A 12664-nucleotide genomic window follows, 5' to 3' on the forward strand; every position below is an offset into this window, starting at 1 on the left:
GAATTGACCGTTCATTTCATGATGCGCAAACCCGGCGTACAGCAGAATCATCTCTCGACGGCAAGTGGTGTCGCCGGATTCCGGACTGCGTCCCGCGCCGGGCCGCCCATCACCATAACCGGCTGCCGTGCCCGTGGCTATCGCTTCTGAAGCCCGGCATGTCGGCGATGGTGCTTGTCGAAGAGGCTATCTTGATCTCGCCGCCGCGGGACCGGAATCGCAGTCATCCAAGCCAAGGAGAAAACATTGCGCATCGGGAAGATCACGATCGGTTCGATTGACGACTGGGAGCTGAGCCCCGGCGCGGTCACCTCCTGGCACCCGACGGCCGCGGCCCTTGAAACGGCCCGGGAAGCACCGGTCAGTTCGGTACCGGTCACCTACATGCAGTCCCAACACCTTCGCGGTTACTACGAACGAACGGCCGCGGGCCTCGATTACTCGCGGCTCCTCGTCGCCACTTGTGAGATCCCGGGTCAGTGCGACGTTGAGGTCATGAATTACGCGCTCAACGCGTATCTGCGGCGCCACGACACGTATCGGAGTTGGTTCGAGTACCGCGGTGCCGGAGATATCGTCAGGCACCTTATCGGCGATCCCGCTGATATCGAATTTGCGCCGACGGATCAGGGCGAAATGGCGATCGAAGAATTCTACGATCATGTGGTGGCCACACCGGATCCGTTGCAGTGGGGCTGTTTTAGCTTTGGGATTGTCCAAGGCGAGGACCACTTCACGTTCTATGCGAGTATTGATCATGTCCATGGCGACGCGTCGTTGATCGGCATCACGATGCTGGAGTCTTATGCCATGTATACCTCGTTGGCGGCAGGCAATGGGCCCCTTGCGTTACCCGATGCCGGCAGTTATCACGATCACTGCCTGCAAGAGCGCGAGTACACGTCCACTTTGAATGTCGATTCGCCAGAGGTTCGCGCATGGATTGACTTCGCCGAGAACAACAATGGGAGCCTTCCCGATTTCCCATTGCCGTTGGGTAACCCGTTGGAGCCCAATGACAGTGCCATGGTCACCGAAATCCTGCTGGACACGGAACAGACGGAGAGATTCGAATCAGCCTGCACCGCGGCCGGTGCCCGCTTCATCGGCGGTTTGTTCGCCTGCATCGCCCAGGTGGAACACGAGTTCACCGGTGCGGTCACCTATTACGGACTCACTCCCAGGGATACCCGCCGCACGTCGGAGAACTTCATGACGCAGGGCTGGTTCACCGGCATGGTTCCGATCATCGTTCCAATAGCGGCAGCATCGTTCGGCGAAGCCGCTTGGGCGGCGCAGACGTCTTTTGATTCCGGTCTGAGTTTGGCGAAGGTGCCCTATTACCGCGTGTTGGAATTGGCGCCGTGGTTGGACTGGCCTCGACCAAACTTTCCGGTGACGAATTTCTTGCACGGCGGCGCGGCTCCACTCAACGCGGTGCTCACCGCCGAGTTGGGCGGTGCGAAGAATATCGGGATCTACTCCGACGGCAGGTATTCATATCAGCTGACCATCTACGTATTCCGGTATGGCGAGGGCACAGTGATGGCGGTGATGCTTCCCGACAACCCGGTAGCCCAAAAGTCAGTCGCCCGTTATGTGGAAGCGATGAAATCCGCATGTACGCGGGTCGCCGACCACGGGAATTGGTGATGCCCTGTTAACCGGGGTGCACGGTGCCCTCATGGTGGTCGACATCGCGAGTCTTCAAGGGGCCTAAACGAATTAACAGCCGTGTAGTGTGACGGCGAGTACAAGCTATCCGGGGGTGGACGGGTGAAAAGACTAGTCGCAGCGGCACTCGCGGCATGGCTGGCGGGTTCGGGAGGTGGATTCGAACCCTGGGTGGCGGGCGGTGACCCCGGGTTTCCCTGGACACCGTCGATCCCGTCTCCGGTGGGCGACGCGGCGACTGCCAGAGTCGTCTATGGGGTTGGCGGTGCGCGCCCACCGGGGATTCCCTGGTACGAGTACACCAACCGGGCCGGGTCCGGGTATTTTCCGAACGCCAAGCGCGACGTCATCGAGTATCCCGCCGGGGCCCTCTACGGCTGGCTGCCGCAAGAGCTGTTCCCCGGGCCTCGAGACAAAATGGCCGTCGGCCAGGCGATCGAACAAGCCACGAACGGTCTCGATCAGGCCATCCGGAGCGGAACAGAGCCGGCCGCCGCCGTCGGGTTGTCGCAAGGAAACCTCGCACTCGACCAGGAACAGGTACGGCTGGCCAACGACCCGAAGGCACCACCACCAGACAGACTGCAGTTCACGACCATTGGTGACCCGGTGGGAACGCACGCGTTCGGGGCGAGTTTCGCGTCCGGCATCTTCAAACCCGGTGACCGCATTCCGATCGTTGGCTACACCATGCCTGCCCAGGTCGAGAGCCAGTACGACACCAACAGGATCGTCGCCGCATACGATGGTTTCGGGGATTTCCCCGATAGGCCGGACAACCTGCTGGCCGACGTCAACGCGATCTTTGCCTCGACGATCGTGCACACCCCGGCGGCGTTCACCAACCCGGGCGACGTGCCACCACAGAACATCAAGACGACGGTCAATTCGCGAGGCGCGAAGACGACGACGTATCTCGTTCCGGTGAACCATCTTCCGCTGACTTTGCCGCTACGCTACCTCGGCTGGTCCGACGGCCTGGTAAACCAGATCGATGCGGCATTGCAGCCGCAGATCGACGCGGCCTATTCGCGCAACGATAATGTATTTTCCCGGCCCGTCTCCGTGGATCCGGTCAACGGCATGGACCCAGTGGGCATCCTGGGCCCCGCCGCACGCGATTCCGTCGAAAACTTCGCCGCCCAGGTTCGCGCGATCTTCCCCCCGCCCGGCTGACCTGGCCGGGTCACGGTTTCGCGAAACTAGTTGACGTCTAAACGGTTTCGAACTTCTCCGCGACTTCTTGCCAAGCGCACGCGTTTCTTCTGGCTATTTCGGCGACCGTGGCCGAGCAGTGGATCGGAATATTTTCGACGATCGCATTCACGACGCCTATTGCAGCCATGTTCGTCGACAGCAGTCGCAGGAGCCTGCGACCTCTGTCCGAGAACCTCACTGCGGGGTCGTTTCTGAGTCGTTGGAGAAGGTCGTGGACCTCAGGAGGCGCATCGCTCCGATCGCCGGCGGATGGATCCCGGGCCGGTTGCGGAGCGTCGCCCACCGGTTCAACGCACGGGCCCGCTGTCTTACCAAGGCTATCGGGCAGCGGATTTTCGCCTCTTTCGAAACGTGCCCGCACGTCACGCGCAGTGCTGACAGAGACGCCCGCATTGCGCGCTATCTCTCGTAATGACGCGTCGGGGTTTATCGATAGGAATTCGGCGGCGCGCCGCCGTCCGTTGATCGGACTGATGGGTCGCGTCTTTCCGTCCCGTCCAAGGCGAGCGTCTAATTGGGAATCTTCCTCAGTTGTACACCTGCGCAACGTGGCCACCGTTTTATGCGACACGCCCGTGAGCAGCCCGATCGAGCGATCTGAGCGATGGGGGTTCAACACGAGGATGCGTCGTGCCGCAGTCTTTCGTTCCGACAGGGTAAGCGGTAGGCCGTGCGTGACGTTCAGATGTACCGCGAGTGCGAATGCTTCGGCATCACTGCCTTCGAAAAACTTTGCTGATATCGACTTGTCCCCCCGCAGCTGGGTTGCGCGTAGCCTATGTACGCCATCGATCACTCGCATCGAGGTGCGCTGAATTACTATGGGAGGCAATGGCGCCGGCGATTGTGCCAAGATCTTGATATGGTCTTCGTTTGTTTTGTTCTCCCTGGGCGAGAGTGAATTGTGAATTAGCATTACGGAGACATTTTCAACCGGCAGAGAATTCTGTTGAGCTAGCCACTCCGCCACCGGACACGTTGGCACCCGGTCCCCCTATCGTATCCATGCACTAACCGCAGCGCGTATTTATGTCGTGGTCACTCTGAAGTTGCTCTCATTCATCTCAGGTATCGATCGGCGATCACCGTATTCGATTTGGCATGACCAGTCTGAAACCAGCGGCCTCTCATCCCACGCCGATCACGGCGAGTTTGCCCGCCCCGGCCGGAATGCAGCCGGGGACACATATTGCTGTTCACCGGTGCCGCATGACCATTCTGGGATGCGGTTGCTGATGGGCGCGATGATGCCCGGTCGCCGACTTCCCTGCACACAGGGCCGCGCGGTACACGCCGCGTGTCGGCGTCGGCAACACCGAGTAGCGTGCCAGTTTCGCCGACCAGGCCGCGAGCTGCCCGGTCGAGAAGGCGGTGGCATCGATGGCCATGAATGGCGCTTCCAGACGTGCTCGTCGTCGCGGCAGCGAGACCATCGCGGTCAGCTTGTTCACGATCCGCTACTCCGTTTCGGCAATCTCGATTGGCGAGAATCTACCTCTCACAGCTGAGTATCAAATTTCCACAGCAGCTCGCCTTCGTCAATCCGCTCTGCAGACACCCAGCCGGCCCATCGGCGCGGCAGCAAACAATAGCCCCCGCCGGCTCGCCGTCCCGCTCGCAGAATCGCGAATTCCGACTCCGGCATACACCCGCACCCGCGCGCAACTGCCCTTCCGGCGATAATTGCTCCCGTCATACCGAGACAAAGGAGTCCCGATGAGCAACGCAAGCACAGACCGTCCGCTGCGGGTGATCCAGTGGACGACCGGCAACATCGGGCGGCGGTCATTGCACGCCATCATCGGTCGAGGAGACATGGAGCTGGTCGGGGTTTACGCGCACGGCGACGAGAAGGTCGGCGTCGACGCCGCCGAACTGGCGGGCTGGCCCGAACCGACCGGGGTGCAGGCGACGAGCGACGTCGACGCGCTGCTGGCCCTGGGCGCCGACGCGTGTTGCTATAACCCGTTGTGGCCCAACATCGATGAGCTGGTGAGGCTGCTGGAATCGGGCGTCAACGTCTGCACCAGCGCGGCCTGGATCACCGGCGGCAAGCAGACGCCCCAGGACCGCAAACGCATCGAGGACGCCTGCCAAAAGGGCAATTCGACGATCTTCGGCAGCGGCGCGCACCCGGGCATGACCAACATGGTCGGCATGGTGCTGTCCGCCTCGTGCGAGCGCGTCGACGAGATTCGCATCACCGAGTCGGTGGACTGTTCGACCTACGAATCGGCGGAAACTCAAACCGCCATGGGGTTCTCCCAAGATCCCGACACACCGGGGCTGGCGGAGAACGTGCGGCGGGAAAGCGAAGTCTTCGCCGAATCGGCGGTGATGATGGCCGACGCGATCGGCGCCAAGCTGGACAAGATGACCTTCGACGTCACCTTCACCGCGGCCACCGGTGACTCCGATCTGGGCTTCATGAAGATCCCCGCCGGAACGGTCGGCGGCGTCTACGGCTTCCACCGCGGCTGGGTTGGCGACCGCAACGTCGTCAGCGTCGGATTCAACTGGACCATGGGTAACCACGTCGTCCCACCCAAGCCGCTCGAGCACGGGCACGTCATACAGGTCTTCGGGATGCCCAACATGCGGACCGTCCTGCATTGCCTGCCACCCAAGGACTGGACCGAGCCCGGGTTCATGGGATTGGGAATGATCTACACCGCGATGCCGGTTACCAATGCCGTCCCGGCGGTGGTGGCGGCCCGGCCGGGAATCATGACGCTGGCCGATTTGCCGCCGGTCACCGGCCGCCTGGCGCGCTAGCGGGCAATGCCGCTCGCGCCACCCGGCGGCGGCCCCCAGGAGGAACGCTTGCGTGCACTAAGGTTAAGATGCCTAGCTGAGCAAACGTTCCGTTGACATTGGTGTCGTCGGCGGTGGTTGGTGACCTTTGCGGCAAGGCCCGAAGCGGTGGGCGAAAGGCGGTCAGGTGATGGCTGGTCCTAATTCAGATCCTCGCGAAGGCGTCAGGAGCCGCATCCTCAAACGTGGGTGGCTACCGATCGTCCTGATCGTGGTGTTGGCCATGTCGGCGCTGGTCGTGTCCCGGCTGCACAAGATCTTCGGTTCGGAGGACCTCAACGCGAATTCCAACGCCGGGATCGAGATCGTGCAATTCAACCCCAAGGTTGTGCTCTACGAGATCACCGGAGCGCCGGGAAGCACCGCGAACATCAACTACTGGGACGCCGAAGCCAACACCCATCAGGTGAATGCGGCACCGCTGCCGTGGTCGTACACCATCTCGACGACCCTGCCCGCTGTCAGCGCCAACATCATGGCGCAGAGCGACGGCGATCGAATCCATTGTCGGATCACCGTGGATGGCGTTGTGCGCGAGGAGAAATCGTCTAACGGCGTAAACGCCCAGACCTTCTGCCTGGTGAAATCGGCATGAGTGACGTGGCAGACAAGCCCGCGCGCCGGTCCGCTATTCCCCACACGATCCGGGTGTTCGCGATCCCGATCATCGTGGGCTGGGTCTTGATCACGGTCCTGGTGAACGTCGTCGTCCCGAAACTCGAAGTGGTGGGCGAGGCGCACTCGGCACCAATGGCCCCCCTGGATGCGCCGTCGATGAAGTCGATGGAGCGTCTGGGCCATAACTTCAAGGAATTCGATTCCAACAGCACGGTGATGGTCGTCCTGGAGGGGGACCAAGCTCTCGGTGATGCCGCGCACCACTACTACAACGACATCGTCCGCCAGCTGCGCCAGGACCCCCAGCATGTGGAGCACATTCAGGACTTCTGGAGCGAGCGCTTAACGGCGGCCGGAGTTCAGAGCGCCGACGCCAAGGGCGCCTATGTGATGCTGAACCTCGCGGGCAACCAGGGCACCACGCGGGCGAACAATTCCGTGGAAGCCGTCCGCGAGATCGTCAAGCGGACACCGTCACCGCCCGGCGTGCAGGCCTATGTCACCGGGCCCGCGGCGCTCAGCTACGACTCGCACGTCATCGGGAATGCCAGCCTGGCGAAGATCACCCTGTTCACCCTCGGGGCGATCGCGATCATGCTGCTGCTCGTCTACCGCTCGATCGTCACGACGTTGATCCAGCTATTCATGACCTTCATCGCGCTCGCGTGTTCGCGGGGCGTGGTCGCGGTGCTGGCCTACAACGACGTATTCGGGTTGACCACATTCGCGGCGAATATCCTCACGATGCTGGCGATCGCCGCCGGCACCGATTATGGGATTTTCATCATCGGGCGCTACCAAGAGGCGCGTCGCGCCGGTGAAGACCGTGAAACGGCCTACTACACGACCTTTAAAGGGGTAGCCCCGGTCATTTTGGGTTCGGGCCTGACCATCGCCGGTGCGGTGTACTGCCTCAGCCTGGCGCGGCTGCCCTGGTTCAACACGATGGGCCCCCCGGCCGGAATCGGGATGATCGTCGTGGTGGCCGCCGGGTTGACGCTCGGCCCCGCCGTCCTGTTCGTCGGCAGTCGTTTCGGCCTGTTCGAGCCGAAGGGCGCGGCCACTGGCCGACTGTGGCGGCGCGTCGGTACCGCGGTGGTGCGTTGGCCGGCGCCGATCCTCGCGATGAGCGGGGCGGTGGTGCTGATCGGCATGTTGGGCTTGCCCAGCTACACGACCAGTTATAACGATCGCTACTACCTGCCGGCCTCGGCGCCGGCCAATCTCGGCTATGCGGCCGCGGACCGGCATTTCTCCCAGGCCAGGATGAATCCCGACATGTTGATGGTCGAGGCCGACCACGACATGCGTAATCCGGCCGACATGCTGGTGCTGGATCGGGTCGCCAAAAACGTGTTACGGGTACACGGCATCGTGATGGTTCAGGACATCACCAGGCCGCTGGGCATCCCGATCCAGCACAGCTCGATACCGTTTCAGACCAGCATGCAGAGCCAAACGACGATGCAGAACATGGACTTCCTCAAGGAGCGCATAGCCGACATCCTTAAGCTGGCCGATGACCTGCAGACCCAGATCAACACCACGCAGCGCCAGTACGAGGTGTCGCTAGATCTGGCCAATGCCGCCGACGACAGCGCAAAGACCACCGCGGTGACCTCGCAGATCACCGATAGCTTGCGCGACCATATCGCGGATTTCGACGACACCTTCCGGCCGGTGCGCACGTACTTCTATTGGGAGAAGCACTGTTACGACATTCCGGTGTGCTACGGGTTACGGTCCCTCTGGGACACGGTGGACGGCTTCGACCAGCTCGCCGAGCAGTTCCACTTCCTGACCGCGGACATCAAACACACCGCCGACGCCACACACGACCTCAATGCGCTGTTTCCCCCGCTGATCACCACGCTGAAGGCCACCAGGGGCATCACGCTGACGCTCTACCAGACGTTCAAGGCGATGATCAACCAGATGGAGGCGATGAGCGACACCGGCGTCGTCATGGGGCAGAGCTTCGACAACTCCCACAACGACGACTTCTTCTACCTGCCTCCGGAGGCCTTCAGTAACCCCGACTTCCAGATCGGCCTGAAACAGTTCATGTCTCCGGACGGCAAGTCCGCCCGCTTCTTCGTCACCCATCAAGGCGATCCGATGACACCCGAAGGAATCTCGCGGGTCGATTCGGAACGAACGGCGGCCCAGGAGGGCCTCAAGCAATCGTCTCTCACGGACGCCAAGATTTATCTGGGCGGCACGGCGGCAACATTCAAGGACATGCACGACGGCGCCAAATACGACTTGATGATTGCGGTGGTGGCCTCGCTCACTCTGATCTTCATGATCATGCTGCTGCTCACCCGAAGCATTGTTGCCGCGCTGGTGATCGTCGGTACCGCGGCAAGCTCGATCGCCGCGTCCTTCGGCCTCTCGGTGCTCATCTGGCAGGACCTGCTCGGCATCAAGGTCCACTGGATCGTGATGGCGCTGTCGGTCATCATCCTGCTGGCCGTCGGATCTGACTACAATCTGCTGCTCGTTTCCCGGTTCAAGGAGGAGATTCACGCCGGGCTCAAGACCGGGATCATCCGGTCGATGGCCGGCACCGGCGGGGTGGTGACCGCCGCCGGGTTGGTCTTCGCCTTCACCATGGCGTCCATGCTGGGCAGCGATCTGCGGGTGATCGGCCAGATGGGCTCGACTATCTGCATCGGTCTGTTGCTCGACACCCTGATCGTGCGCACGTTGCTGATGCCGTCGATCGCCACGTTGCTCGGGCGTTGGTTCTGGTGGCCTCAGGTCGTGCACCCACGCGGTGACTACGGTCGGCGGCCACGCCAACCGGTGACCGAGGACACCGCACCGATACCGGTGGCGACGCACAGCTGACCCGTCGGTCAGACCGGTGAGCGCCTAGGTTTCGGCGAGCTCCACGCTCACCGCGACCGCGCCCGCGCCGACGTGAAGCGCGAGCACCGGCCCCAGCTCGGTGACGATCGCCGGCTCGCACGCCGGCAGCCGCTTGCCCAGCGCCGCGGCCACCTCGGTGGCACCGTCCGGGTTGTTGACGTGCTGTACGGCCAGGGCGGCCGTGCCGTCGCCGACAGTCTGGCAGACCCGATCGATCATCGCCTCCGTCGCGTGACTGACGGTGCGCACCCGTTGGGCCAGAACAAGTTTCCCGTCGTCGATACGCAATAACGGTTTGAGCGCCAGCGCGGTGCCAAGCCACCCCGCCGCCCCACCGATGCGTCCGCTGCGGCGCAGGTTGTCCAGACGATGCACCACGACGAACGCGTGTCCGCGTGCCACGGCCGAGCGCGCAGCGTCCGTGACGGCGTCCAGGTCGCCGCCCGCGGCCGCTGCCCGCGCGGCGGCCAGAGCCACGAATCCGGTGCCCATCGCGGCCGATTTGGAGTCGACGACCCGCACGTTGGGATCCAGGTCGGCCGCGGTGCGTTCGGCGGCCCGGCAGGTTCCCGACAGCGCCGACGAGATGTGCACCGCCACCACACCGTCGGCGTCGCTGTCGGCCAACGCCTGCTGGTATGCGTCGGCGAGTTCGGCCGGGGTGGCCGCCGCGGTGGTGGCCGCAAGCTTGTGGATGTCGTCCGGAATGTCGTCCACACCGTCGCGCAGATCGGTGCCGTCGAGCAAGATGTGCAGCGGAACGACGCGTATCCCCCACTTTTCGAGCAGGTCGGCCGGCAGACGGGCCGATGAATCGGTCACCACCACGACGGTCACGCGCGCCGCTCCTCCTCATCGCTTCGCTCTGCATCGTCGACGTCGCGGGTCACGAGACGGGCTTACCGGTCGGCACGCCCGCTTCGGCGAGCGCCTTGAGCATCAGCTCCGCGACCGCCTGGTGGGCCTCGAAATTCCAGTGAATCCCGTCGGGGTTTCCCCGGCCGTTCATGATGTGTTCTGCGACAGCGGCTTTGAGATCAACCAGGGGTACATCGTGGCCTTGCGCCCATTCGGTGATCGCGGCCACGGTCCCCGCCCGGCCGTGGTGGGCGCGGGCGTAGGTGTCGGCGATGTGCACCGACGGCAGCGACGCCACGATCGGGATGCCGGGACGGTTGAAATCGATTGCGCCACGGGTCTGTTCGAGATAGTCCACACTCAGGTGCGGAGGCAGGGCTGGCCTGGCCACCGGGGAGAGCCTGGGCTGCAGCCATCCGTAGCCGTCGCGGACCCAGCGCCGCAACCGAGGCGGCCGCACGTAACGGATCAGCTCGCGCAGCGCGGTGGGCAGCACCGACGGCAGTGAATCCATGCCGCCGGTTGCGAAGATGACGGCGCCCGCCCGCGGTAGCGCCGCCCAGGCCCGCGGGTCCTGGGTCGCCGCCCACCAGACGTCGCGGCACGTCCATCCGATGCGGCCGATCAGCTCCACATCCCAATCTAGCTGGGCAGCAACGATGTTCGGCCAGATTCGGGGATCGTCGGCGGGCAGTCCCCCGGTTGGCCCGTAGTAGGCCAGCGAGTCGGCAAAAATCAGCAGTGTGGACCTGGGCCGCCGCTCAGAGGACATCGTTGGACACCTGTGCCGAGGCGTTCCACACATCCAGCCGCCAGCGGATGCTCTCGAATTCGTCGCCGTCATCGCCGGAATGGCCGGAGAGCTGTACCCAGCTGGCGTTGCCCATGCCGCCCAAAATCGGCCAGTTGCCGACCGGGAGCTTCAGCAACGCGGCCGAGAGCGCGGCGATCAGGCCCCCGTGGGCCACCAGCACCACCGGACGATCCGGCCCGTGGGGATCACCCCATTCCCGCTCGCCGGACACCAATTCGGCAACCAACGGCACGCTGCGGGCCGCGACGTCCACCCTGCTTTCGCCGCCGTGCGGGGCCCAGGTGGCGTCTTCGCGCCAGGCCAGCCGCGCGCCGGGGGCCTGCGCGTCGACCTCGGTGTGGGTCAATCCCTGCCAGTCGCCGAGATGGGTCTCCCGCAGCCGCTGATCCACCCGGACCGCCAGGCCGGTCCGCTCCCCCAGCCTGAGCGCCGTGTCGTAGGCGCGATGCAGATCCGACGACACGATCAGCAAGGGCTGCACCTTGCCCAGCACCTCGGCGGCCGCGATCGCCTGTGCCCGCCCGAGTTCGCTGAGCTCGGAATCGAGCTGGCCCTGCATCCGGCTGCCGGCATTGAACTCGGTTTGCCCGTGCCGCAACATGATCAGGCGACGAATCTTCATTGCGTGCTCGAGTCTTCAGAGTGCACGCCGTCCTCGTCAAGGTCCACCGGCACCACCGGGCAGTCACTCCACAGCCGGTCCAGGGCATAGAAGTCGCGGTCATCCTGGTGCTGAATGTGAACGACGATGTCGCGGTAGTCCAGCAGCGTCCAGCGCCCTTCGCGGGTGCCCTCGCGGCGCGCGGGTTTGTAGCCTGCCTTGCGCATTTTCTCCTCGACCTCGTCGACGATGGCATTGACCTGTCGCTCGTTGGACGCCGAGGCGATCACGAAGCAGTCGGTGATGGCGAGCTGGGCGGAGACGTCGATGACGACGACGTCGTCGGCGAGCTTGGAGGCGGCGGCGCCGGCGGCCACCGTCGCCATGTCGACGGCTTCCGGTGTGGCGCTCACGGGTGATCCCCTGGGGTCAGGCTTGTTTCGTTCACGGCCACCGCCGGTCCCGCGTCGCCGCGGTAGAGCCGGCGCTTGGAGACATACTGCACGACGCCGTCGGGCATCAGGTACCACAGCGGCCGGCGCCCCGCCGCGCGCCGGCGACAATCGGTCGACGAGATCGCCAGTGCCGGTATCTCGACGAGGGTCAGCGCGTCGTCGGGCAGCTCACCGAGCAGGCCGGTGATGTGTTCGCGCCGCAGCTCGTAGCCGGGCCGGCTGACCCCGATAAAGTGCGCCAGCTCGAACAGCGTCTCCCAGCCCTGCCACGACAGGATGGAGGCCAGCGCGTCCGCACCGGTGATGAAGTACAGCTCGGAATCCGGGTTGAGGGCGTGCAGGTCGCGCAGCGTGTCCTTGGTGTAGGTGGGGCCGGCGCGGTCGATGTCGACCCGGCTGACCGAGAAACGGGGATTGGACGCCGTGGCGATCACCGTCATCAGATACCGGTCCTCGGCGGCGGAGACGTGCCGATCCTTCTGCCAGGGCTGACCGCTGGGTACGAACACGACTTGGTCGAGGTCGAACAGGTCGGCGACCTCACTGGCGGCAACCAGGTGGCCGTAATGGATGGGGTCGAACGTCCCGCCCATCACCCCTAACCTGCGAAGCTGCGTTTGCACGATGTGCCAGCTTACTTGAGGCGGCGATCAGGGCCGATTACCCAGGTCGCGCCGGCGTGCGTCCGCGCGAGCGTGCGTAGTCGCACGGTCAGTGCCGCGTGTCGGCGGACCAACA

12 protein-coding genes are annotated in these 12664 nt (G+C 64.0%); 5 read left to right on the forward strand and 7 right to left on the reverse strand.

Going from position 1 to position 12664, the window contains the following annotated elements; all coding sequences use genetic code 11:
* The first annotated feature begins 246 nt into the window (after positions 1 to 246).
* Together EPN51_RS23970 and EPN51_RS23975 are read left to right on the forward strand one after the other, a co-directional pair.
* Entirely contained in the window at positions 247 to 1653 is a 1407-nt protein-coding gene (locus EPN51_RS23970; RefSeq protein WP_293047639.1) for a condensation domain-containing protein, read from the forward strand.
* A 123-nt stretch (positions 1654 to 1776) separates the two neighbouring features.
* Positions 1777 to 2850, forward strand: a complete 1074-nt coding sequence (locus EPN51_RS23975) for a PE-PPE domain-containing protein (RefSeq protein ID WP_293047641.1) — start codon at positions 1777 to 1779, stop codon at positions 2848 to 2850.
* Between the two features lie 37 nt (positions 2851 to 2887).
* Here EPN51_RS23975 and EPN51_RS29080 read toward each other — a convergent pair whose 3' ends face one another.
* Together EPN51_RS29080 and EPN51_RS23980 are read right to left on the reverse strand one after the other, a co-directional pair.
* Positions 2888 to 3808, reverse strand: a complete 921-nt coding sequence (locus EPN51_RS29080; RefSeq protein WP_366509472.1) for a ParB/RepB/Spo0J family partition protein — start codon at positions 3806 to 3808, stop codon at positions 2888 to 2890.
* A gap of 280 nt (positions 3809 to 4088) precedes the next feature.
* The gene (locus EPN51_RS23980) at positions 4089 to 4343 is read right to left on the reverse strand and encodes a hypothetical protein (RefSeq protein ID WP_293047643.1); all 255 of its coding nucleotides are present in this window, start codon (positions 4341 to 4343) and stop codon (positions 4089 to 4091) included.
* A gap of 265 nt (positions 4344 to 4608) precedes the next feature.
* On the opposite strand from EPN51_RS23980, the gene EPN51_RS23985 reads away from it, so the two are divergent.
* From EPN51_RS23985 to EPN51_RS23995, 3 genes are all read left to right on the forward strand, one after another.
* Positions 4609 to 5667: a dihydrodipicolinate reductase gene (locus tag EPN51_RS23985; protein ID WP_293047645.1), complete on the forward strand. Its 1059-nt coding sequence runs from the start codon at positions 4609 to 4611 to the stop codon at positions 5665 to 5667.
* Between the two features lie 169 nt (positions 5668 to 5836).
* Positions 5837 to 6301: an MmpS family transport accessory protein gene (locus tag EPN51_RS23990; protein WP_293047647.1), complete on the forward strand. Its 465-nt coding sequence runs from the start codon at positions 5837 to 5839 to the stop codon at positions 6299 to 6301.
* The gene (locus tag EPN51_RS23995) at positions 6298 to 9177 is read left to right on the forward strand and encodes an MMPL family transporter (protein ID WP_293047649.1); all 2880 of its coding nucleotides are present in this window, start codon (positions 6298 to 6300) and stop codon (positions 9175 to 9177) included. The genes EPN51_RS23990 and EPN51_RS23995 overlap by 4 nt, the downstream gene beginning before the upstream one ends.
* Positions 9178 to 9201: 24 nt before the next feature.
* Here the strand turns inward: EPN51_RS23995 and EPN51_RS24000 are convergent, their stop codons facing one another.
* Genes EPN51_RS24000 through nadD form a run of 5 tightly spaced genes read right to left on the reverse strand, consistent with a single transcriptional unit; the run spans position 9202 to position 12549 of the window.
* A complete protein-coding gene (locus EPN51_RS24000) occupies positions 9202 to 10035 on the reverse strand; it encodes a DegV family protein (RefSeq protein ID WP_293047651.1) in 834 nt (277 codons plus the stop codon).
* Positions 10036 to 10084: 49 nt separating this feature from the next.
* Entirely contained in the window at positions 10085 to 10828 is a 744-nt protein-coding gene (gene octT, locus EPN51_RS24005; RefSeq protein WP_293047653.1) for a diglucosylglycerate octanoyltransferase, read from the reverse strand.
* Entirely contained in the window at positions 10818 to 11492 is a 675-nt protein-coding gene (gpgP, locus tag EPN51_RS24010; protein WP_293047654.1) for a glucosyl-3-phosphoglycerate phosphatase, read from the reverse strand. The genes octT and gpgP overlap by 11 nt, the downstream gene beginning before the upstream one ends.
* Positions 11489 to 11884 carry a ribosome silencing factor gene (rsfS, locus tag EPN51_RS24015; protein WP_293047656.1) on the reverse strand — a complete coding sequence of 132 codons (396 nt, stop codon included), beginning with the start codon at positions 11882 to 11884 and terminating at the stop codon, positions 11489 to 11491. The genes gpgP and rsfS overlap by 4 nt, the downstream gene beginning before the upstream one ends.
* On the reverse strand, positions 11881 to 12549 hold the full coding sequence (gene nadD / locus EPN51_RS24020; RefSeq protein ID WP_293047658.1) for a nicotinate-nucleotide adenylyltransferase: 669 nt from the start codon (positions 12547 to 12549) through the stop codon (positions 11881 to 11883). Before nadD ends, rsfS begins: the two co-directional genes overlap by 4 nt.
* Between the last annotated feature and the right edge of the window lie 115 nt (positions 12550 to 12664).

The organism is Mycobacterium sp. (assembly GCF_004298145.1).
Lineage (GTDB): Bacteria > Actinomycetota > Actinomycetes > Mycobacteriales > Mycobacteriaceae > Mycobacterium.